This is a genomic window from Enterobacter cloacae complex sp. OE43NF, assembly GCF_023544405.1.
GTDB lineage: Bacteria > Pseudomonadota > Gammaproteobacteria > Enterobacterales > Enterobacteriaceae > Enterobacter > Enterobacter cloacae.
The window spans coordinates 208,252-229,467 of sequence record NZ_JAMJFW010000001.1 but is presented as its reverse complement, the minus strand read 5'-3'; the positions used below and the strand labels follow the sequence as shown (position 1 = coordinate 229,467).

At 53.9% G+C, this 21,216-nt stretch carries 22 protein-coding genes; 17 read left to right on the top strand and 5 right to left on the bottom strand.

Annotated features, from left to right (window positions below; genetic code table 11):
* Window positions 1-63: 63 nt before the first annotated feature.
* Window positions 64-2,493, bottom strand: a complete 2,430-nt coding sequence (hrpB, locus tag M8370_RS01060) for an ATP-dependent helicase HrpB (protein ID WP_250020378.1) — start codon at window positions 2,491-2,493, stop codon at window positions 64-66.
* A gap of 73 nt (window positions 2,494-2,566) precedes the next feature.
* On the opposite strand from hrpB, the gene thpR reads away from it, so the two are divergent.
* The 16 genes from thpR (at window position 2,567) to M8370_RS00980 (ending at window position 16,851) form a co-directional block, all read left to right on the top strand.
* On the top strand, window positions 2,567-3,121 hold the full coding sequence (gene thpR, locus M8370_RS01055; RefSeq protein WP_013095634.1) for an RNA 2',3'-cyclic phosphodiesterase: 555 nt from the start codon (window positions 2,567-2,569) through the stop codon (window positions 3,119-3,121).
* Complete coding sequence (sfsA, locus tag M8370_RS01050) at window positions 3,111-3,815, top strand: DNA/RNA nuclease SfsA (protein ID WP_013095633.1); 705 nt, start codon at window positions 3,111-3,113, stop codon at window positions 3,813-3,815. Before thpR ends, sfsA begins: the two co-directional genes overlap by 11 nt.
* 176 nt (window positions 3,816-3,991) lie before the next feature.
* On the top strand, window positions 3,992-4,447 hold the full coding sequence (dksA, locus tag M8370_RS01045) for an RNA polymerase-binding protein DksA (protein WP_013095632.1): 456 nt from the start codon (window positions 3,992-3,994) through the stop codon (window positions 4,445-4,447).
* 59 nt (window positions 4,448-4,506) lie between these two features.
* Window positions 4,507-5,397 (top strand): tRNA glutamyl-Q(34) synthetase GluQRS, encoded by an 891-nt coding sequence (gene gluQRS / locus M8370_RS01040; RefSeq protein ID WP_013095631.1) that lies wholly within the window; start codon window positions 4,507-4,509, stop codon window positions 5,395-5,397.
* 42 nt (window positions 5,398-5,439) lie between these two features.
* Window positions 5,440-6,837 (top strand): polynucleotide adenylyltransferase PcnB, encoded by a 1,398-nt coding sequence (pcnB, locus tag M8370_RS01035; RefSeq protein ID WP_072193776.1) that lies wholly within the window; start codon window positions 5,440-5,442, stop codon window positions 6,835-6,837.
* A complete protein-coding gene (gene folK, locus M8370_RS01030; RefSeq protein WP_013095629.1) occupies window positions 6,834-7,313 on the top strand; it encodes a 2-amino-4-hydroxy-6-hydroxymethyldihydropteridine diphosphokinase in 480 nt (159 codons plus the stop codon). Before pcnB ends, folK begins: the two co-directional genes overlap by 4 nt.
* A gap of 122 nt (window positions 7,314-7,435) precedes the next feature.
* Window positions 7,436-8,227, top strand: coding sequence for a 3-methyl-2-oxobutanoate hydroxymethyltransferase (gene panB / locus M8370_RS01025; RefSeq protein ID WP_013095628.1), 792 nt, complete (start codon window positions 7,436-7,438; stop codon window positions 8,225-8,227).
* An 11-nt stretch (window positions 8,228-8,238) separates the two neighbouring features.
* Complete coding sequence (gene panC / locus M8370_RS01020) at window positions 8,239-9,090, top strand: pantoate--beta-alanine ligase (RefSeq protein ID WP_013095627.1); 852 nt, start codon at window positions 8,239-8,241, stop codon at window positions 9,088-9,090.
* Window positions 9,091-9,146: 56 nt separating this feature from the next.
* Window positions 9,147-9,527 (top strand): aspartate 1-decarboxylase, encoded by a 381-nt coding sequence (gene panD / locus M8370_RS01015; RefSeq protein ID WP_003856284.1) that lies wholly within the window; start codon window positions 9,147-9,149, stop codon window positions 9,525-9,527.
* Window positions 9,528-9,922: 395 nt separating this feature from the next.
* Window positions 9,923-10,510: a fimbrial protein gene (locus M8370_RS01010; protein WP_250020377.1), complete on the top strand. Its 588-nt coding sequence runs from the start codon at window positions 9,923-9,925 to the stop codon at window positions 10,508-10,510.
* 62 nt (window positions 10,511-10,572) lie between these two features.
* Window positions 10,573-11,310, top strand: a complete 738-nt coding sequence (locus M8370_RS01005) for a fimbrial chaperone (protein ID WP_149896552.1) — start codon at window positions 10,573-10,575, stop codon at window positions 11,308-11,310.
* Window positions 11,311-11,375: 65 nt separating this feature from the next.
* Window positions 11,376-13,955, top strand: a complete 2,580-nt coding sequence (locus M8370_RS01000; protein ID WP_250020376.1) for an outer membrane usher protein — start codon at window positions 11,376-11,378, stop codon at window positions 13,953-13,955.
* A gap of 13 nt (window positions 13,956-13,968) precedes the next feature.
* Window positions 13,969-14,547, top strand: coding sequence for a fimbrial protein (locus tag M8370_RS00995; protein WP_013095623.1), 579 nt, complete (start codon window positions 13,969-13,971; stop codon window positions 14,545-14,547).
* Between the two features lie 24 nt (window positions 14,548-14,571).
* Window positions 14,572-15,114, top strand: coding sequence for a fimbrial protein (locus M8370_RS00990; protein ID WP_052123593.1), 543 nt, complete (start codon window positions 14,572-14,574; stop codon window positions 15,112-15,114).
* Entirely contained in the window at window positions 15,114-15,749 is a 636-nt protein-coding gene (locus tag M8370_RS00985; protein WP_311764736.1) for a fimbrial-like protein, read from the top strand. The genes M8370_RS00990 and M8370_RS00985 overlap by 1 nt, the downstream gene beginning before the upstream one ends.
* A 25-nt stretch (window positions 15,750-15,774) precedes the next feature.
* Window positions 15,775-16,851, top strand: a complete 1,077-nt coding sequence (locus M8370_RS00980) for a fimbrial protein StkG (RefSeq protein WP_045902559.1) — start codon at window positions 15,775-15,777, stop codon at window positions 16,849-16,851.
* Window position 16,852: 1 nt separating this feature from the next.
* Here the strand turns inward: M8370_RS00980 and M8370_RS00975 are convergent, their stop codons facing one another.
* From M8370_RS00975 to M8370_RS00960, 4 genes are all read right to left on the bottom strand, one after another.
* Window positions 16,853-18,100 carry a polysaccharide deacetylase family protein gene (locus tag M8370_RS00975; RefSeq protein ID WP_029883642.1) on the bottom strand — a complete coding sequence of 416 codons (1,248 nt, stop codon included), beginning with the start codon at window positions 18,098-18,100 and terminating at the stop codon, window positions 16,853-16,855.
* 63 nt (window positions 18,101-18,163) lie between these two features.
* Window positions 18,164-18,604 (bottom strand): PTS sugar transporter subunit IIA, encoded by a 441-nt coding sequence (locus M8370_RS00970; RefSeq protein WP_040022739.1) that lies wholly within the window; start codon window positions 18,602-18,604, stop codon window positions 18,164-18,166.
* A gap of 104 nt (window positions 18,605-18,708) precedes the next feature.
* Window positions 18,709-19,479, bottom strand: a complete 771-nt coding sequence (locus M8370_RS00965; protein ID WP_013095617.1) for an ABC transporter permease — start codon at window positions 19,477-19,479, stop codon at window positions 18,709-18,711.
* The gene (locus M8370_RS00960; RefSeq protein WP_013095616.1) at window positions 19,476-20,402 is read right to left on the bottom strand and encodes an ABC transporter ATP-binding protein; all 927 of its coding nucleotides are present in this window, start codon (window positions 20,400-20,402) and stop codon (window positions 19,476-19,478) included. Before M8370_RS00960 ends, M8370_RS00965 begins: the two co-directional genes overlap by 4 nt.
* A gap of 107 nt (window positions 20,403-20,509) precedes the next feature.
* On the opposite strand from M8370_RS00960, the gene can reads away from it, so the two are divergent.
* On the top strand, window positions 20,510-21,172 hold the full coding sequence (gene can / locus M8370_RS00955; RefSeq protein WP_013095615.1) for a carbonate dehydratase: 663 nt from the start codon (window positions 20,510-20,512) through the stop codon (window positions 21,170-21,172).
* Window positions 21,173-21,216: the final 44 nt, after the last annotated feature.

Below are 21,216 nucleotides of genomic sequence, written 5' to 3'. Positions count from 1 at the left end.
ATTGCTTTTCTCCCTCTCCCTGTGGGAGAGGGTCGGGGTGAGGGCATCAGGCCGCACTCCCCTTTACGAATATTTCTTCGTCCGCCGTGTCGGTGCCGTATTCGCCGGATCGTCCGGCCAGACATGTTTGGGATAACGCCCTTTCATCTCTTTTTGCACTTCACGGTAGCTCCCCGCCCAGAATGCGCCCAGATCGCGGGTAATCTGCAGCGGGCGATGCGCAGGTGACAACAGCTCAAGCACCACGGGCACGCGCCCTTCGGCAATGGATGGCGTGGTCGCCTCGCCAAACATCTCCTGCATCCGTACCGCCAGCGCCGGTGGATTATCCTCGTGATAACGAATGGCAATCCGGCTGCCGGTCGGCACAGTGTAATGCCCTGGCAGTTCACTATCCAGACGTTGACGTAACGACCAGTCGAGTAAATTCTGTAACGCGACCTTAACATCAAGCGCTTTTAACGCCCGCAGCGAGTGTACACCGCTCATTTGCGGCAGGAGCCAGGTTTCCAGCGACGCAAGTAACGTGTCATCATCCACCGCCGGCCAGGCATACTCGGGCAACCAGCGCGCGGCGCAGTGCAGACGAATACGGTACTGTTCGGCCTCCGGGGTCCAGTTCAGAACACCTAAACCTTTTTCGCGAATACCGTTTAGCATCGCCTGGTGCAACTCCTCTTCCGATGGCTTTGCCAGCGGCTTCGTCGCCAGGGTCAGTTTACCTATCTGGCTACGACGAAATGCCTTCAGGGTACCCTGCGCATCATCCCACTCGACGATGTCGGACTGCTGAAGCAACTGCGGACAGGCGCGCGTGAGGGCATCGATATCCACAGCCACGGCCTGCAAAATTCGGGCATCGGGCGAGTGGCTACCCTGCAACAAGAGCGGCGCAATCAGCCATTCATGGCGCGTCAGGGCGTCATCGCTGTCCAGCATCGCACCCATGCCGTTTGCCAGCTGGTAGCGTCCATCCAGCCCGCGACGACGCGCGATCCTGTCGGCAAACGCCTGCGCCAGGAGAGGCGCAATGCTGTCAGCGTCCGGCGTACCACCACGGCTGTTAAGCCGTTTACAGAGCTGCTGCGCGCGGTGCTGCCAGTTCCCCTGATTACGTGAAAAGGCCTGCGCCAGATCGCAATTTGCACCACGCGGCGGCTCCTCAAGGATAGCCGCCAGTTTCGCCGCCGTGGCAATTTCATCATCCCCCTGAGCGGCCACCAGCATCGCCGCCAGCCGGGGATCGTTACCCAGCGCGGCCATTTTCTGCCCACGTGATGATAGCCTTTCGCCGTCCAGCGCCCCGAGCTGGGTCAGCAACGCGCGCGCCGCCGCCAGGTTTACCGCGGGAGGCGCATTGAGCCAGGTTAACTGCGCGGGATCGGGGCAACCCCACTGCAACAGTTCCATGATCAGCCCCGAAAGATCGCTTTGTAAAATTTCCGGCGTGCTCTGCACAGCCGCGCGTTCGGCCTGTTCTGCACTGATGAGATGTAAACAGATGCCCGGCTCAAGACGCCCGGCACGGCCAGCTCGCTGAACCATCGACGCCTGGCTGATGCGTTGCGTCAGCAGCTTTGTCAGCCCGGTGCGCGGGTCAAAACTGGCCATCCTCTCCTGGGCGCTGTCCACCACCAGGCGAATGCCTTCAATGGTCAGACTGGTTTCGGCAATATTGGTGGCCAGTACCACTTTACGCTGCCCCGTCGGCGCGGGAAGGATGGCCTTGCGCTGGTCACTCAACGACAGTGCGCCGTAGAGCGGGCAGAGTATTACGTCGCTGCCCACCCGGGCGGCAAGCTGCTCCTGCACCCGCTGGATTTCGCCAACGCCCGGCAAAAACAGCAGCAGCGAACCGGATTCCTGACGAAGCAAGTCAGCCGTGGCGATCGCCACCGCTTCATCGAAACGCTGATGGGCAGGAAGCGGCTGATAGCGGCGCTCAACCGGAAACGCGCGCCCTTCGGAGGTGATGACCGGCGCATCCGGTAACGTCTGCTGTAGCCGCTCGTTATCCAGCGTGGCCGACATGATGAGTAGTCGGAGATCGTCCCGTAACCCCTGCTGGACGTCCAGCAACAGCGCCAGCGCCAGATCCGCCTGCAGGCTGCGCTCGTGGAACTCATCCAGAATCACCAGCCCGATGCCGGACAGTTCCGGATCGTTTTGCAGCATACGGGTGAGGATCCCTTCGGTCACCACTTCAAGCCGCGTGGACGGGCCGACGCAGGTTTCGGCGCGCATACGGTAGCCTACCGTCTCGCCCGGTTTTTCATTCAGCAGTTCCGCCAGGCGCTGCGCCACGTTGCGCGCAGCCAGCCTGCGCGGCTCCAGCAGGATAATCTTCCCGCTGATAATGCCTGCGTTGAGAATGTGCAGCGGTAGCCAGGTGGATTTACCGGCACCCGTAGGGGCGTTAAGTAAAACCTGCGGGGCATCCTGCAAGGCAGCGAGCAGTTCAGGAAGGACGACGGCGACCGGCAATGAGGACACTAACAGCTCCAGAGGGTTAACATTAGTCGGCGTACATTGTAGCATCGGCGCATATCATTACCGAGTCCCCTGTATGTCTGAGTCGAAACGACTGTTTTTCGCCATTGAGCTTCCCGCGCCGATCCAACGGCAAATTGTTCGCTGGCGCGCCGAACACTTCCCGCCCGAAGCGGGCCGCCCGGTTGCTGCGGCAAACCTCCACCTGACGCTGGCTTTTCTGGGCGACGTCAGCGGCGAGAAACAGCGCGCCCTGGCGGCGATGGCCGGTCGGATTTCCCAGCCGGGATTTACGCTGACCCTTGACGATGCGGGGCAGTGGCTCCGCTCCCGCGTCGTCTGGCTGGGCACGCGCCAGCCGCCGCGCGGATTATTACAGCTTGCGAATATGCTGCGCGCCCAGGCGGCACGCAGCGGGTGTTACCAGAGCCCGCAGCCGTTTCATCCTCACATTACCCTACTGCGCGATGCCGGTCAGGCCGTTGCTATCCCGCCACCGGGATTTCACTGGGCCTTTCCGGTGACCTCTTTCGCGCTGTACGAATCTGTTTTTTCACAAGGACGCACCCGCTATACGCCGCTCCAGCGCTGGACGCTGGGCGATACCCTAAGGAATTCTGATGAAGTTTAGTCCTGCACTGCAACACGCCACGCTTATTCAACGCTACAAGCGTTTTCTCGCTGATGTCGTCACCCCTGAAGGGGAGCCGTTAACGCTGCACTGCCCCAACACCGGGGCAATGACGGGATGTGCGACACCGGGTGACACGGTCTGGTATTCCACTTCAGAAAATACTAAACGCAAATATCCTCACACCTGGGAAATGACGCAAACCCAACAAGGGGCTTTTATTTGCGTTAACACCCTGCGCGCGAATCAATTAGTTAAGGAGGCTCTGACTAACGGAACCCTTCCCGAACTGGTGGGTTATGGCACCCATAAATCTGAAGTGAAATATGGCGATGAAGGCAGCAGAATTGACTTTATGTTACAGGCGGAAGACCGTCCCGAGTGCTATATTGAAGTCAAATCAGTCACGTTAGCGGATCAGGAAAACGGCTATTTCCCGGATGCAGTCACGCTACGGGGACAAAAGCATCTGCGGGAGCTGATGAGTGTTGCGGCGGCGGGCAAACGCGCCGTACTGCTGTTTGCGGTTTTGCACTCAGCCATTGAACGGTTTTCTCCAGCCCGCCATATTGATCTTAAATACGCGCAATTGTTGAATGAGGCACAAAAGCAGGGGGTAGAGGTTTTGGCTTATAAAGCGGAACTTTCTGCCGATAATATGACTCTGAGATCCTCTCTTCCCATTGTCTTATAAGGGAATAGACGATTGATGAATAAGTGTTCTGGCCGCGTGCGCAAATACGCTTTTCCTCACAGGCTTGTCAAGTGTTACGTTTAGATAATTGCCATACGGAAAAGCATCTGCTATTTATAGCGACCTGATTTTTCCCCCAACACGGGGATCGATAGTGCGTGTTAAGGAGAAGCAACATGCAAGAAGGGCAAAACCGTAAAACATCGTCCCTGAGTATTCTCGCCATCGCTGGGGTGGAGCCGTATCAAGAGAAACCGGGCGAAGAGTATATGAATGAAGCCCAGCTGTCGCACTTCAAGCGTATTCTTGAAGCATGGCGTAATCAACTCAGGGATGAAGTCGATCGCACCGTTAGTCATATGCAGGATGAAGCGGCTAACTTCCCGGATCCGGTAGACCGTGCCGCTCAGGAAGAAGAGTTCAGCCTTGAACTGCGTAACCGTGACCGCGAGCGCAAACTGATCAAAAAGATCGAAAAAACGCTGAAGAAGGTCGAGGACGAAGATTTTGGCTACTGCGAATCCTGTGGTGTTGAAATTGGCATTCGTCGCCTGGAAGCGCGCCCGACCGCCGATCTGTGCATCGACTGTAAAACGCTGGCAGAAATCCGCGAAAAACAGATGGCGGGTTAATCCCGGTCCTGTTTACCCACTCCAAAGGCGGGAGTCTCTCCCGCCTTATTACTGTTGATATGTCTGAATCTCACTATATCGGGCGCTTCGCGCCATCCCCCTCCGGTGAATTACATTTCGGCTCGTTAATTGCCGCTCTCGGCAGCTACCTGCAGGCTCGCGCACGCCTGGGTAAATGGCTCGTCCGCATTGAAGATATTGATCCTCCACGTGAAGTTCCCGGTGCAGCAGACACCATTCTGCGTCAGCTGGAACATTACGGTCTTCACTGGGACGGCGACGTTGTCTGGCAATCAACACGTCACGACGCCTACCGGGAACGTCTGGCCTGGCTCGCTGAGCAAGGGCTCTCATATAACTGCACCTGTACCCGCGCGCGCATACAGAGCGTGGGGGGCGTCTATGACGGCCACTGCCGCACGCTCAACCACGGCCCGGAAAACGCCGCCGTTCGCCTGATCCAGCGTGCCCCTGTGCTCCACTTTAACGACCTGCTCTCTGGCGACATTCATGCGGATGAACGGCTGGCACGGGAAGATTTTATTATCCACCGCCGTGACGGGCTGTTTGCCTATAACCTGGCGGTGGTGGTGGATGACCACTTTCAGGGCGTCACCGAAATTGTGCGCGGAGCCGATCTGGTTGAACCTACGGTGCGGCAAATAGCGTTGTATCACCAGTTTGGCTGGACGGCACCGGATTACATTCATCTGCCGCTGGCCGTCAACGAGCGGGGCGATAAGCTGTCGAAGCAAAACCACGCCCCCGCCCTGCCAGAGGGCGATCCGCGCCCCGTTTTGATCGACGCGTTACGATTTCTCAACCAGAATGTAACCAACGAATGGCAGGATCTTTCCATTGACGAATTGCTGAAACTGGCCGTTGCCACCTGGTCGCTCACGAGCGTGCCAAAAATCCAGCATTCTCAAATGCGTTGCGCTGAGCTATGATTAGCCGCTTTTTTCATAACAAAACACACTACGAGGTGTACCATTTTTACCCGAGTCGCTAATTTTTGCCGTAAAGTGCTAAGCCGCGAAGAGAGCATGGCGAATGACGCTATTGCGCAACCACAGATGTCGGTTATCCCGCGTGAGCAGCACAATATTTCCCGCAAAGATATCAGTGAAAATGCCCTCAAGGTGCTCTATCGTCTGAATAAAGCGGGCTACGAGGCCTATCTCGTTGGCGGTGGAGTACGTGATTTACTGCTGGGCAAAAAACCCAAAGATTTCGACGTGACGACCAGCGCCACGCCCGAACAGGTGCGTAAATTATTCCGCAATTGCCGTCTCGTTGGCCGCCGTTTCCGTCTGGCACACGTCATGTTTGGGCCGGAAATTATTGAGGTGGCGACGTTCCGTGGTCACCACGAAGCGGGCGCATCCGATCGCACAACTTCCCAGCGTGGCCAGAACGGTATGCTGCTGCGCGACAACATCTTCGGTTCGATCGAAGAAGATGCCCAGCGTCGCGATTTCACCATCAACAGCCTTTACTACAGCGTGGCGGATTTCACCGTGCGTGATTACGTCGGCGGCATGCAGGATCTGAAAGAGGGCCTGATTCGCCTGATCGGCACGCCGGAAACCCGGTATCGCGAAGATCCGGTGCGTATGCTGCGCGCCGTGCGTTTCGCCGCCAAGCTGGATATGCGCATCAGCCCGGAGACGGCAGAGCCGATCCCGCGTCTGGCGACGCTTATCAATGACGTACCGCCAGCCCGCCTGTTCGAAGAAGCGCTCAAACTGCTGCAAGCCGGTCACGGATTTGCCACCTATAACCTGCTGCGCGAATACAACCTTTTCCAGCCGTTATTCCCGTCCATTACCCGCTACTTCACCGAAAATGGTGACAGCCCAATGGAACGCATGATTGCGCAGGTGCTGAAGAATACCGACACCCGTATCCGCAACGATATGCGCGTGAACCCGGCGTTCCTGTTTGCGGCGATGTTCTGGTATCCGCTGCTGGAAACGGCTCAGCGCATTACCCAGGAAAGCGGCCTCGCCTATTATGACGCTTTTGCCCTGGCGGCAAACGACGTACTAGACGAAGGCTGCCGTACGCTGGCCATTCCGAAACGTATTACCACGCTGGTGCGCGATATCTGGCAGCTTCAGCTGCGTATGTCCCGTCGTCAGGGCAAACGCGCCTGGAAGCTGATGGAGCATCCTAAGTTCCGCGCGGCCTTTGATCTGCTCTCTCTGCGTGCTGAAATTGAACGCAACCAGGAGCTGCAGCGTCTGGCGCAGTGGTGGGCCGAGTTCCAGGTCTCCGCACCGCCGGAGCAGAAAGACATGCTCACTGGCCTTGATGAAGAGCCGGCGCCGCGTCGTCGTCACCGTCGTCCGCGCAAGCGCGCACCGCGTCGCGAAGGCACGGCATGACCCTCGCGTATATCGCTATCGGCAGCAATCTGGCCTCTCCTCTGGAGCAGGTTAATGCTGCCGTTCAGGCGCTGGGTGAGATCCCCCAGAGCCGCATTGTGGCGGTCTCCTCGTTTTACCGTACACCGCCGCTCGGCCCGCAGGATCAGCCTGATTACCTGAATGCCGCCGTGGTGCTGGACACCGCGCTGGATGCCGAAACGTTGCTTGATAACACCCAGCGCATTGAGCTGCAACAAGGTCGCGTGCGTAAAGCAGAGCGCTGGGGGCCACGTACCCTTGACCTCGACATCATGCTGTTTGGCAACGAGGTGATTAACACTTCACGCCTGACGGTGCCGCATTACGACATGAAAAATCGCGGATTTATGCTCTGGCCGCTGTTTGAAGTCGCCCCCGATCTCACCTTCCCGGACGGCATCCCGCTCAGGGAGATCCTGGACAACCTCCACGCAGAAAAACCCGCTCGCTGGTAAGCTTGTGCCCCCGCGCATTAGCCACAAAATAATTGTGGCTAATAGACGACCTAAAATCATTGTTCCCTCGAATGTTACTGTTAGAATGCGCAAAGATTCGCTTTGGGTTATCAGGAAACAGTATGAAACCAACCACCATCTCCTTACTGCAGAAATGCAAACAGGAAAAGAGACGCTTCGCCACCATCACCGCATATGACTACAGCTTCGCCAAACTGTTTGCCGAAGAGGGGATCAACGTCATGCTGGTCGGGGACTCGTTAGGGATGACGGTACAAGGACATGACTCTACCCTGCCGGTCACGGTCGAGGATATTGCTTACCACACCCGAGCCGTGCGCCGTGGTGCACCTGCCTGCCTTCTGCTTTCCGATCTGCCGTTTATGGCCTACGCCACGCCGGAGCAGGCTTTCGACAATGCGGCGGCCGTGATGCGCGCCGGTGCTAATATGGTCAAAATCGAAGGCGGCGCCTGGCTGGTGGAGACGGTAAGAATGCTCACCGAACGCGCCGTGCCGGTGTGCGGACATTTGGGCCTTACGCCACAGTCCGTCAATATCTTTGGCGGTTACAAGGTGCAGGGCCGCGGTGATGCCGCGCAGGCGCTGTTTGACGATGCCCTCGCGCTGGAAGCGGCGGGCGCACAGCTGCTGGTGCTGGAATGTGTACCGGTTGAGCTGGCAAAACGCATCACCGACGCGCTGTCTATTCCGGTCATCGGGATTGGGGCTGGCAACGTGACCGACGGTCAGATTCTGGTGATGCACGACGCCTTTGGCATCACCGGCGGCCATATCCCGAAATTCGCCAAAAATTTCCTTACTGAAGCGGGCGACATGCGCGCTGCGGTCAGGCAGTATATTGCCGACGTCGAATCCGGTGTTTACCCGGGTGAAGAACACAGTTTCCATTAAGGAGTCTCGTTGTGCTAATCATTGAAACCCTGCCGCTGCTTCGCCAGCATATTCGCCGTGCACGACAGGAAGGTAAACGTATCGCACTGGTCCCGACCATGGGTAACCTGCATGACGGCCATATGAAACTGGTCGACGAAGCGAAAGCCCGTGCAGATATCGTGGTGGTCAGTATCTTCGTTAATCCGATGCAGTTTGACCGCGCGGACGACCTGGCGCGCTATCCTCGTACGCTGCAGGAAGATTGCGAGAAGCTGAAAAAGCGCCATGCGGACTTCGTCTTTGCGCCGGCACCTGCAGATGTCTACCCTCAGGGTACGGAAGAGTCCACGTACGTTGATGTCCCGGGCATTTCGACCATGCTCGAAGGGGCCAGCCGTCCAGGCCACTTCCGCGGCGTGTCTACCATCGTCAGCAAGCTGTTCAATCTGGTGCAGCCGGACGTTGCCTGCTTTGGTGAGAAAGATTTCCAGCAGCTGGCGCTGATCCGTAAGATGGTTGCCGACATGGGTTATGATATCGAGATCGTGGGCGTGCCGATTGTACGTGCCAAAGACGGTCTGGCGCTCAGCTCCCGTAACGGCTATCTGACCGCTGACCAGCGTAAAATTGCCCCAGGATTAAGCAAAGTCATGAATACCATGGCAGAGCAACTGTCGGCGAAAGAGTTGACCGCTGAAGAGATCGTGGCCCTGGCTGAACAAGCGCTGAACGATAAAGGCTTCCGCGCTGACGATATTCAAATCCGTGATGCTGACACGCTGCTTGAGTTAACCGACGCCAGCAAGCGCGCGGTTATTCTGGTGGCTGCATGGCTCGGCCAGGCGCGCCTTATCGACAACAAAGTGGTTGAACTGGCATAACCTTCTTACCCTCCCCTCTTACAGGAGGGGTTAACGCATGATTAAAGGTACACGTAATGATTCGCAAAATGCTGCAAGGTAAGCTTCACCGTGTGAAAGTCACGCAGGCCGACCTGCACTATGAAGGCTCCTGCGCGATCGATCAGGATTTTCTCGACGCGGCGGGTATTCTTGAAAACGAAGCGATTGATATCTGGAACGTGAACAATGGCAAACGCTTCTCCACCTACGCGATTGCCGCAGAGCGCGGGTCTAAGATCATCTCCGTTAACGGTGCCGCCGCGCACTGTGCAGACGTAGGGGATATTGTGATCATCGCGAGCTTCGTCATGATGTCCGACGAAGAGGCGCGCCGCTGGCAGCCTAAAGTCGCCTATTTTGAAGGCGACAACGAGATGAAACGCACCGCAAAGGCGATTCCGGTACAGGTTGCCTGATGTCGCCAGGAGCGGAGCCTTCAGGTTCCGCTCCTCAAAGGAAAAGAAAACATCCTTTTTTTGTATACATAGCCTCTCCTCTATTTATTTCCCCTATTTTCTCCTCTCTTAGCGTTTCTCTTGGTTTAAAAAAAACATTATTCTGAATGATATAATTAAAGGAATGATCTTTGCCATTTATAATCTAAACAATCCAATATAATTTGGCTGCAATAAAAATCGTCTCTCTCCGTTCATTCAAAACAAATTTAAAGATCATTTTCAATAACTTATCAAACATTCAATTTTTCTAATAATGGCTTTTAGCAATTTTAAATACCCAACCCATTCATAGATCCCTATCATCATTTTGCTTAAATTAAATCTGCACAATGTTTTTAAATGGAATTTAAATTATGTTAAAAAAAACGTTATTAGCTTCAGCTGTAACTTTGTTTGCAATGGGTTCTTTTTCAGCAATAGCAGACACCGATATCGGTTTAATCACCTTTGACGGTGCGGTAACAGACACAACGTGTAATATTTCCACCGCCAATGGCGAATCACAAAATAATATTACTATTACCTTACCGGTTGTTAAAAAATCTGATGTTGAATCAACCACCGTCGATACCGGTGTCGGCTCTAAGAATTTTGAACTGCTGCTCACCAACTGCCCAGGAACATTAAAGACTGCTTCAGCAAGCTTTATGTCAAAAAATATGGGTGCCATTGCAAACGGTACTATTGAACCTGACGCCAACGTAGCAGGCGCAGCAACCAACGTTGCACTTGCCTTGTATAATAATGCCCCAACCGAATCTTCTCGTATTATGGTCGGCCAGCCTGCTAATAATACGCAGAAAACCAATCTCACCGCCGGTTCCGGCAAGCTGTTCTATCGCGTTGCATACGTTCCGGGTTCCAACTGGGTGAAAGACACGAACCCAGTGCAGTCAGGTAAAGTCAGCGCCAACGCGTACTTCACCATGAGCTACGAATAATTTTATCCCTCCCGTTAATGTGCCCTGTTGGGCACATTTTTGCGTATTTATTGAGAGTTTACATGTACGTACTGAATATTAAGAGCGGACTAAAAGCCCTGCTGCTGGCCTCGATGAGCGTGTTTGCTCTTAACGCCAGTGCAGATATTGTGATTTCCGGCACCCGTGTCATTTATCCTGAATCGGCAAAAGACGTAACGGTGTCAATGGATAACCGTGGCACCCGGCCACTGCTGGTACAGACCTGGCTCGATGATGGAAGAGATACCACTAACCCTCAGGAACTTAAACTGCCTTTTATTGTGACGCCGCCCGTTTCGCGTGTTGAACCGCAAAAAGGGCAAACCGTCAGAATCACCTGGCTGGGTCAGGCATTGCCAAAAGATAAAGAGTCGCTGTTCTGGTTTAACGTTCTGGAAGTTCCACCGAAGGCTAAGGAGAGCGATAACCAAAGTATGCTTCAGCTTGCTTTCCGTACCCGCATTAAACTCTTTTTCCGTCCCACTGGGTTAAAAGGGGAACCGACAGACGCGGCCAAAAATCTTAAGTGGTCCCAAACCCGACAAGGGCAAAAAATCGTTTTAAGTGCGAAAAATGACTCGCCTTATTATGTGTCGCTGGCAAGTGCGGCGCTTATTTCAGGCGGTAAAAGTTACGAGATCGAAACGCATTATATTGCACCGTTCTCAAGCCAGACGATGAATGTGAAAAATTACACCTCATCCGGAAATAGCAAAATAACCTGGCAAGCCATTAATGATTTCGGTGGAATTGATAAGTATGAGTCTATACCGCATTGATTCCCTGTCAGCTTCAGAATATTCACAAAAACTATAATTAGCGTTGCCCTGGGACAGAGTTCATCATGCACTTTAGACGTTCGCTACTATGTTTATCGATAAGTGCGGTATTGCCGTTATGTGCATTTGCTGCTGAAAATAATAACGAAGAAGACGTGCAATTTAACGAGCAGTTTCTTTATAACACTGGCGCATCCATTGATATCAGTCGTTTTTCAAAAGGCAACCCTGTTATTGCCGGAACCTATAAGGTGAAGATGATCGTTAACGGGAAACCTTCCGTGACCACGGATCTTCTGTTTAAGGAGAATGGCACACCGCGCGCCACTCCCTGCATCACCCCGAAACTACTCACGCAGGCAAATGTCACCACCGAGCAACTGAAACACCCTGAGGAGGATTCAGCTGACACCTGTGTCTCTATGCCAGACGCCTATCCCGGCTCGCGTGTGGCTTACGATCCCTCCACACAGGAGTTAGACCTTTCCATTCCTCAGGCTTTCGTTATTCAGCGTCCAGCGGGATTTGTCGATCCTTCACTGTGGGAAGACGGGATCCCGGTGGCCATGCTCTCATGGGATCTTAACGGCTGGCACGCAGACATGCCGGATTCCAGCACTGATACGGCCTATGCAGGTCTGCGCTATGGGGCAAACCTGGGGCCATGGCGACTCCGGGCGCGAGGCAACCTGAACTGGGATCAGGATTCCGGTACTCATTACGCCAGCCAGGATATCTATCTTCAGCGTGATATCACGCCGCTGAAAGCGCAGTTTATCGCCGGCGATTCCTATACCCGTGGCGACGCCTTCGATTCCATTAGCCTGCGCGGGGCGCGTTTGTATAACGATGACCGTATGCTTCCAAATGGTATATCGACCTATGCGCCGGTGATCCGAGGGGTTGCAAACAGCAACGCCAAAGTCACGATCGCCCAAAGCGGCAATACGATTTACGAAACCTCCGTCCCCCCAGGACCGTTTGAAATCACCGACCTCAGTACAACAGGTTACGGTAGCGATCTCATCGTCACGGTAGAAGAGACGGATGGGAGCAAACGTTCCTTCTCAGTCGCCTATTCTTCCGTCGCACAAATGCTTCGTCCTGGCTACTCCCGATGGGATGTTGGCGTGGGTGAACTGCGTGACGACAGCCTGCGCGACAAACCAAAGGTGGGATATGCGACGGGCTACTATGGCTTAACCAATACCTTCACGGGGTATGCGGGCCTGGAATATACCGATAGCGATTTCTACGCCGCATTGTTGGGTATTGCCATGAATACCGGAGTCGGCGCATTCGCTCTTGATGTCACGCATTCGGATGCCCGGATAGACGGCTTACGACATCTCACGGGCGAAAGTTATCGCATCTCCTACAGCAAACTCATGGAAGCCACGAATACCTCTTTCAACGTCGCCGCCTACCGGTTTTCGACGTCTGACTATCTCAGCCTGAACGATGCGGCCTCGTTGACCAATGAGATCAAATACCGTGACAGGGAGCGTAACCCGGAACGTAACAACAGCGACGTGTATCAGACCTTCCAGCGCATGAAAAACCAGATCCAGGTGAATATCAGCCAACCGCTGAATATTGCCGATCTTGATTTGGGATCGCTGTATGTCAACTCAACCTGGCAGGACTACTGGAATGAAAGCAGTTCGTCCGCGCAATACTCGGTTGGCCACAGTCATTCGCTAAGCTGGGGAAGTTATAGCCTCACCGTGCAGCGCACCTACAATGAGTTTGGGGAAAAAGATGACAGCGTCTATCTGAACCTCACGATTCCATTCGACACGCTGATGGGTAACAGCAAGCGAGCGGGTGGATTCTCCTCACTCACGACGGGCATCGGCAGCGATTTAAAAGGCGGCAGTAGCTTTAACGCCAGCGCCAACGGCAACACCGAAGATAACCGCTTCAGTTACAGCATTACCGAAAGCACCACGCGTAACGACGAGACGTTAAATCAGTTGAGCGGGTACGGCAGTTACAACGGCCCGCATGGACCGCTAAGCCTTTCCGTCTCCGCCTCAGATGACGATACACGACAATATTCTGCCAGCTATAGCGGCGGGATGGTTCTGCACTCCGGTGGCGTAACACTCGCCCCTGGCAGCATCAGCGAAAGCGATACGCTTGCCTTAATTAAAGCTGAGGGGGCAGAAGGCGCCCGCGTCTCTATCGGAAACGGTGAAATCGGCGCCTCAGGCTATGCCCTTATGCCCTATCTGTCCGCCTACCGTGAAAACAGCGTTGGTCTTGATATCAGCGAAATGCACTCTGACGTGGAAGTGAAAAATACCCGCTCCACCACCGTTCCCCGTAGCGGTGCCGTTGTGCTGGTTAACTTTGAAACCGATCAGGGGCGCTCAGTGTTAATGGAACTGATGCGTGACGATGGCGGGTTTATCCCGTTAGGCGCCGATGTGCAAACCGATCAAGGCGTATCCGTGGGTAGCGTGGGTCAGGCCGGGCAGGCCTGGATCCGCGGAATTGAAGATAAAGGGACGTTAAACATCGTCTGGGGAAATGAGCCCGGCACATCCTGTACCGTCTCCTACCACATCCCACCGGATGCGAAAAAGATTGGACCGACAACGCTGCTGACGGGCCAGACCTGCCGCGTCACAGCCTTATAAAGGGAGTTAAAACATGCTTTTTAGAGCCTGGAAAAAAACAGGGTTAGTTATTTTAAGCACGGGGCTAATGGCGCTGTCGCTGGAAACACACGCCGATAATCTCGATATCACCTTTACCGCAAATATCCGTGACACCACCTGCGATATGAAAATCGAAGGCGGCAGCGGTGATGGCACCAGCAACGTTATCCCCATTGGGACTAACGGCAAGGTGCGCCTGGATTACATCATCCTGAAAAATGCCAAAGCCACGACCAACTTTAAACTCAAAATGGTCTCATGCCCGCCGAGTCTGGCATCGCTGAAAACCACCATCAGCGGTAGCGCCAGCACGCTGACGACGGCCATTAAGAACTCACTTTCCGGCGATGGCAGTGCGGAAAATATTGGCGTGGCGATTTCCCGTACCGCCACCCCGAATACCCCCTTCGTCATTAATTCATCCACCGATACACAGCGCCTCGTCTGGTCGAGCGGAGAGATAAGTGCTGGCGAAGTTTCACTTCTGGCAACGCTGGTGGAAACCGCAAACGGCCAAGGCACGACCGGCAATTTTAGCGGTATCGCTACGTTTAATTTCACCTATGAATAACTGGCAGCAATGCGGAGCGTTGATATGAAAATGAAAATGACATTACTGGTGCTTGCAATAACTGCCACCCTGCCTTCCGTTGCGTTAAGTGCGATTACGGGGACGACGAGCGTGCAGGCAACGTTTACATCCACCATTGAGGCCGGGACCTGTAACGCGGAGATTCAAAACGCCAGCGGAGCCCCGATTGACATTTTGCCGTTTGGCGATGTGTTTAAGTCTGACCTGGTGAGCCAGAGCCGACGAGAAACCTTCAAAATCGCCTTCACGAACTGTGCCGGGGTAAAAAACGCCGCCATTCAGGCCATGCCGGGTGCAGGCGGGTCGTGTACCGGTAACGCATATGCAGCCGGGCATAACGTCGGTTTTGAAATCTGGAAAGGCTCTGTCGACTCAGGCTCCATATTGAACTGCGCCACTGTCCCGACGTCTGTCATCAACCTGTCTAACGGGACGGGGAATTTTGAAATGGATGCGCGCATCGTCATTGCAAATGGTAAAACGATTTCGGACGTGACGACAGGTTCGGTCAATGCGCCCGTGACGTTTACCGTGACCTATCAATAATGTTTATTCAGACAGGTAGCTTAAACAGGATGTTCCAGTCCCGCTTAATCTTAAGAAATGCGATGTCATGGCTGGCCCTCTGCCTGGGGTTTCCCGCAGCGGGTTTTGCCTCCAGCCTGGAAATGGATATGACGGCAAACATTATCAACAATACGTGCCAGGTCAGTATTCCAGAAAGTGGAAACGTAACGCTGCCAAAGGTGGGAAAACCGTGGTTTTACACCGCGGAGGGCACCGATCGACTTCAACCAGCAGACCCCGCGGGAGGAACACGCTTTATGATTCAGGTTGTGGACTGCAGCGGGGATGAATCGGGATCCGGGCAAGCGCTGCACTTTACCTTTAAACCGCAGTCTGCCCACATTGATGGGATTTCAAAACAGATATTCAGTAATGAAACATCCGCCCTTGCTGGCGGCGCTGAAAACGTGGGGATTGTTATTTTTTCTGAATCCAATAATCAAAACGTCCTCGACAGCGAGGGGCAGTCTGATGTGGAGGTCAAAATAGCGACCCCATCAGACCAACAAAGCTATTTGAAAGCGTATAACTTTTACGCCCGCTACCAAAATTACGGCCCGGTCAGCGCAGGAAAAGTGACCGCGCGCGCATTAGTCAGCGTGACATATCGCTAACAGGCAACGCTAAAAAGGAACAATTATGGCACAGCGTCCTGGGATAACCGTGTCCCCACGTTTTAACGGTTTTATCATTTTATTTATGTTTTTAACCATGAACGCTTTTTACGCCCATGCAGATATTGAGTGTAAATTTCGATTTGGCGACACGCAGTCCATCGGCGACTATAATGGCGCAAAGCCGACCCTGCAAATCGTGGATAATGTCGCTGTTCCTACAAAAATCAGCTCGCTATATCGCCTGAATCTGAGCCCCGGATTAAGTAGTAAATGCACGATAGGAAAACATGGCGAAAACATTTTCACCCTGGCAGACGCCAGTCTGTTAGTCGGCAGTATTGATGGTAAAGCTTTATTCAAAACCAATGTAACCGGAATAGCCTATGCTCTGGCTTTTGGCACAGTAGACAATACCGCCACGGCCTATTTCGCTCCCAGTACGAGCTGGTTTCTTGCATTACACATGAATGACCAGGATGAGCTGCTGGATAATCGCGCCTGGCGGGCCATGGCCGAATTTTACCAACTTCCCACGTTTGCCGGTATTCCTGCTAACGTAGTATCTATTGGCCCGGTTGGTGGAACAATTGGAAAAATTACCATTGGAGACCCGGTGGGATCCGATCCAGACGATCATCCCAAACCGACCATTACCATAGCCAATATGGCCTTCATTACACCAATAGAAAAACCCACCTGCACGCTCACGGCTCCCAAAACCGTAGACCTGGGGGATTATGGTGTATCCGATATCGAGAACGATAAAACCATAAACGCCGATTTTGGGGTGACAGGGAATTGCACCAACACCCGTAAAGTCACCGTGAAGTTGACCACCAGTAAAACAACCGGGACCGATGGCTCATTACTCGCCAACACCGCATCGTCGAACGCGGCACAAGGCGTGGGCGTGTTACTGAAGTGGCCGAACAACAGGCAGATAGTGCCTAATTCAACTAGCAGCTATACCGCACAAGATAATACTACCCTCACGATATTCAGTTGGTTACTTACGGCCCGGTTAGTTAAGTCTGATACAGAAAAAGTCACTTCAGGCACGTTCAGCGCCATCGGCACCCTGCAGTTTACCTACGAATAGCTTACCCCTGCGGCTGGTTGCTGATCAGCCGCGACATGGTCTCCAGCGAATCCGTTCTTAAGATGTACAGGCGTTTCAGTAAGAACGGATTATCCCCCGGCTTGACCTTCCCTTTTACCGTTGTCACTGCGAGGTGAAAACCGGCGTCATTCGCGGCTTTTATGGCTTTATTGTCATAGCCACCAAACGGATAAGAGAGATACAGCACGCGCGGGTTAAACTGCGCCAGCGCCCGGCGCGAGCGTTCGAAATCAAACAAAATCACGTGGTAGCTGCGGCTCAGTAGAATCGGATGCTTGTTACCATCCACGCGGTGCAGGAAGTGCGTGTGGGACTGAATGTCAAACACGTCCTGGATGCCCTTCAACTCCTGAACGCTCATAAATTGAAGTGATTTCGGATCCCACTTTTGCGGATGTCGCTTAATGCGGGATGAGATGATAAACGCCGTGGCGTTAAACCCGTACTCTTTCAGAATCGGGTAAGCATAGCGGCTTACGGATTTCAGTCCGTCATCAAACGTGATCACTACCGATTTGGCCGGCAGGTTCAGTTTGTTACGTACATACCCTTCCAGCTGATACATCGTCAGGGTGGTATACCCCTGGTCACGCAGCCAGGCCATCTGGTTATTGAACGCGCGCACGCTGGTGGTGGTAGAGGTATGCCGGAAGCGCGTGTTCTCTTCATCACGCAGAATATGATGGTAGGTCAGCACCGGGAGGCCATTATCTTCCTGCGCGTCCAGGCTGCTGATCCATGCCAGGCGATTACCGATACGGATCTGGTACCACGTCTGGTTTAAGCGGTCTTTGAGTTTGCTTAAAACCGGATACCGAAGATTGGCGCTCAGCGTACCGAATGGCGCACTGCCGCTGGACGGCGCGTTGTACACCGGTGTGTCTTTCCAGGTGATCAGGTTTTGATTACTGAGCGGCTTATTAAGATCGCCAAGGCTGTCCTCAACGCGCTGCTTTCCCTGCACCTGCTCCAGATGGCCTTTATCGATAAATCCTGTCCCGAAGCCGAAGCGAAACTCGTAATAATCCGCAGCGGTAGGCACAACGGCAAGGATCTGTCCGGCCCTGACATGGCCGACGTTAACGACCTCGTTTCCCACCTGCGCCCAGATAGCCGCATCTTCAGTGGTTTGCATGTACTGGGCTGGAAGACCTTGCTGACTTAATAAACTGGCTGATGCCCCGCCAGAGAGAACCAGCAGGCACAGGAACAAAATACGCGTGAACATGTATGTGATATCGGTACGAATAAACTGGTGCCATTGTAACAAATGCACCATCAATACCAATGTTTAATTCTTATACAGGTCGTGAAGAAGAACGAAGGGGGGATTTTTCTGCTGTTGATGCCACAGGCTGCTGACGCCCGGCTCACCCTGCGCCACGATGGCATCGCGAAACTCTGCGCTGCTTAATAATTCACGCCGTGGATACATTAACTCAAGCAGGGGAAGATCAATACCGGAGATCACTTCGCAGCAGTCGTGTTTGTGGCTCAACAGAGCAGCCACGCGATACGGTGCTGCGCCAGATTTATCGGTGAGAAAGATAACGCCTTCGCCAGTGTCGGTTTCATGCAGGGCATCGCACATCATCCGACTCAGCATGTTGGTGCTCAGACCTTGCCAGTAATTCACCGCACGACACTGCGCCAGTGGACCAAACCTGGCTTCAAGCTTTATCAACATCTCCTGCGCCTGTTCATCGTGGCAGGTAATGACCCATCCCAGCATAACTCTCTCCTTAACAGGCGAGTAGTTTAGCGAAGTGAAGATTAGCTTACGGTGATAACAGTCAAAAAAAAGGCCCGGCAACCAGAAAGTCACCGGGCGGAAGGTTAGCTGCGCAGTCCGCGTCCGCGCTGGATTAAGTACCAGCACAGCAGGTAGAAGGCGACGATAAACACCACCAGCACCGCAACGGTAGTGAACAGCGGTACGTCAGTAATGCCGAGGAAGCCGAAGCGGAAACCGCTGATCATGTAGACAATCGGGTTCAGGTGCGACAACGCCTGCCAGAACGGCGGCAGCAGCGTCAGGGAATAAAACACCCCACCCAGATAGGTCAGCGGCGTCAGCACAAAGGTCGGGATCAGGCTGATATCGTCAAACGTTTTGGCAAACACCGCGTTCAGCAGACCGGCAAGCGAAAACAGGATCGCCGTCAACAGCAGCGTCAGCCCCACGAACAGCCAGGAGTGCACCTGGAACGGCACGAAGAACAAGGAGATAGCCGTCACCAGGATCCCGACGCACAGGCCGCGCGCCACACCACCGCCAACGTAACCCGCGATGATTACATGCGTTGGCACCGGTGCCACCAGCAGTTCCTCAATGTTGCGCTGGAACTTAGCGCTAAAGAAAGACGAAGCCACGTTGGCATAGGCGTTGGTGATCACCGCCATCATGATCAAACCCGGAACGATAAACTGCATATAGGTAAAGCCATGCATCTCACCAATGCGGGAACCAATCAGATTACCGAATATGATGAAATAGAGCGTCATGGTGATCACCGGCGGCACCAGGGTTTGTACCCAGATGCGCATAAAGCGGTTAATCTCTTTCGCCCAGATGCTTTTCAGCGCGACCCAATAAAGATGCGTCATGCCTTGTCTCCTTGTTTATCCTGCACCAGAGAGACAAACAGCTCTTCCAGTCGGTTCGCTTTGTTACGCATACTTAAAACCTGAATGCCCTGAGCACTCAGCTGGGAGAAGACGCTGTTAATGCCCTGCTCCCGCAATACTTCCACCTCCAGCGTGGAGGTGTCGACCAGGCGATACTGGTACCCTTCAAGCTTCGGCAGCGCGCTTTTTGCCGCCAGATCCAGAATGAACGTTTCTGATTTGAGCTTCGAGAGCAGATCCTTCATTGAGGTGTTTTCCACCAGTTCGCCGTTCTGAATGATGCCGATGTTGCGGCACAGCATTTCCGCTTCTTCAAGGTAGTGCGTCGTCAAAATAATGGTGGTGCCTTTGTCGTTGAGATCTTTCAGGAACCCCCACATTGAGCGACGAAGCTCAATATCTACCCCAGCGGTGGGCTCGTCGAGGATCAACAGTTTTGGCTCATGCATCAGCGCACGGGCAATCATCAGACGCCGCTTCATACCGCCAGACAACATACGCGCACGTTCGTTACGTTTTTCCCATAGATCAAGCTGCTTCAGGTACTTTTCGCTGCGTGCCAACGCTTCTTTTCGCTCAACGCCGTAGTAACCCGCCTGGTTGACGACGATCTGCTGCACCGTCTCAAACGGGTTGAAGTTGAACTCCTGCGGTACCAGACCGAGCTGACGTTTGGCGTTGACCACATCTTTTTGCAGATCGTAGCCAAACACGCAGACCCGGCCAGAGGTCTTATTGACCAGCGAGCTGATAATGCCGATGGTCGTCGATTTCCCCGCGCCGTTCGGCCCCAGAAGCGCATAGAAATCCCCCGCTTCTACTTTGAGATCTATCCCGCGTAGCGCCTGAACGCCGCCCGGATAGGTTTTTTTAAGCTGCTCAAGCTCCAGTGCAATCGCCATGAATTAAACTTACCTTAGGTTCTGACACACGTTGTGTGGTTTCATTAAAAGTCGGGTTACCCTATAGTAGCGCAACGCAATCACTTGGTTACAGGTCGCTAACCTCCATGAACAACATAGATACACTCATCAGCAACAATGCACTATGGTCAAAAATGCTGGTGGAGGAAGACCCCGGTTTTTTTGGAAAGCTCGCGCAAGCGCAGAATCCACGCTTTCTCTGGATTGGATGTTCCGACAGCCGTGTTCCGGCTGAGCGACTGACGGGCCTTGAGCCCGGCGAACTGTTTGTTCACCGTAACGTTGCCAACCTGGTGATTCATACCGATCTCAACTGCCTGTCTGTCGTTCAGTACGCCGTAGACGTCCTGGAGGTCGAGCACATCATTATTTGCGGTCACTACGGCTGCGGCGGTGTGCAGGCCGCTGTGGAAAACCCGGAACTGGGGCTCATCGATAACTGGCTGCTGCACATCCGCGATATCTGGTTCAAACATAGCTCACTGCTGGGTGAAATGCCGCAGGAGCGCCGGATGGACACGCTGTGTGAACTGAACGTGATGGAGCAGGTGTATAACCTGGGTCATTCAACGATCATGCAGTCAGCGTGGAAGCGCGGGCAGAAGGTCTCTATCCACGGCTGGGCGTACGGCATTCACGACGGCCTGCTGCGCAATCTGGAAGTGACCGCCACCAACCGCGAAACGCTGGAGCAGCGTTACCGTTCGGGCATTGCCAACCTCAAGCTTAAGCATGTGAACCATAAATAAAGCGGGGATTTTCTCCCTCTCCCTGTGGGAGAGGGCTGGGGTGA

Coding starts and splice junctions, on each gene's coding strand:
- thpR (WP_013095634.1), top strand. CDS start 2,567: ATGTCTGAGTCGAAACGACTGTTTTTCGCCATTGAGCTTCCCGCGCCG.
- sfsA (WP_013095633.1), top strand. CDS start 3,111: ATGAAGTTTAGTCCTGCACTGCAACACGCCACGCTTATTCAACGCTAC.
- dksA (WP_013095632.1), top strand. CDS start 3,992: ATGCAAGAAGGGCAAAACCGTAAAACATCGTCCCTGAGTATTCTCGCC.
- gluQRS (WP_013095631.1), top strand. CDS start 4,507: ATGTCTGAATCTCACTATATCGGGCGCTTCGCGCCATCCCCCTCCGGT.
- folK (WP_013095629.1), top strand. CDS start 6,834: ATGACCCTCGCGTATATCGCTATCGGCAGCAATCTGGCCTCTCCTCTG.
- panB (WP_013095628.1), top strand. CDS start 7,436: ATGAAACCAACCACCATCTCCTTACTGCAGAAATGCAAACAGGAAAAG.
- panD (WP_003856284.1), top strand. CDS start 9,147: ATGATTCGCAAAATGCTGCAAGGTAAGCTTCACCGTGTGAAAGTCACG.
- M8370_RS01010 (WP_250020377.1), top strand. CDS start 9,923: ATGTTAAAAAAAACGTTATTAGCTTCAGCTGTAACTTTGTTTGCAATG.
- M8370_RS01005 (WP_149896552.1), top strand. CDS start 10,573: ATGTACGTACTGAATATTAAGAGCGGACTAAAAGCCCTGCTGCTGGCC.
- M8370_RS01000 (WP_250020376.1), top strand. CDS start 11,376: ATGCACTTTAGACGTTCGCTACTATGTTTATCGATAAGTGCGGTATTG.
- M8370_RS00995 (WP_013095623.1), top strand. CDS start 13,969: ATGCTTTTTAGAGCCTGGAAAAAAACAGGGTTAGTTATTTTAAGCACG.
- M8370_RS00990 (WP_052123593.1), top strand. CDS start 14,572: ATGAAAATGAAAATGACATTACTGGTGCTTGCAATAACTGCCACCCTG.
- M8370_RS00985 (WP_311764736.1), top strand. CDS start 15,114: ATGTTTATTCAGACAGGTAGCTTAAACAGGATGTTCCAGTCCCGCTTA.
- M8370_RS00980 (WP_045902559.1), top strand. CDS start 15,775: ATGGCACAGCGTCCTGGGATAACCGTGTCCCCACGTTTTAACGGTTTT.
- M8370_RS00975 (WP_029883642.1), bottom strand. CDS start 18,100: ATGTTCACGCGTATTTTGTTCCTGTGCCTGCTGGTTCTCTCTGGCGGG.
- M8370_RS00970 (WP_040022739.1), bottom strand. CDS start 18,604: ATGCTGGGATGGGTCATTACCTGCCACGATGAACAGGCGCAGGAGATG.
- M8370_RS00965 (WP_013095617.1), bottom strand. CDS start 19,479: ATGACGCATCTTTATTGGGTCGCGCTGAAAAGCATCTGGGCGAAAGAG.
- M8370_RS00960 (WP_013095616.1), bottom strand. CDS start 20,402: ATGGCGATTGCACTGGAGCTTGAGCAGCTTAAAAAAACCTATCCGGGC.
- can (WP_013095615.1), top strand. CDS start 20,510: ATGAACAACATAGATACACTCATCAGCAACAATGCACTATGGTCAAAA.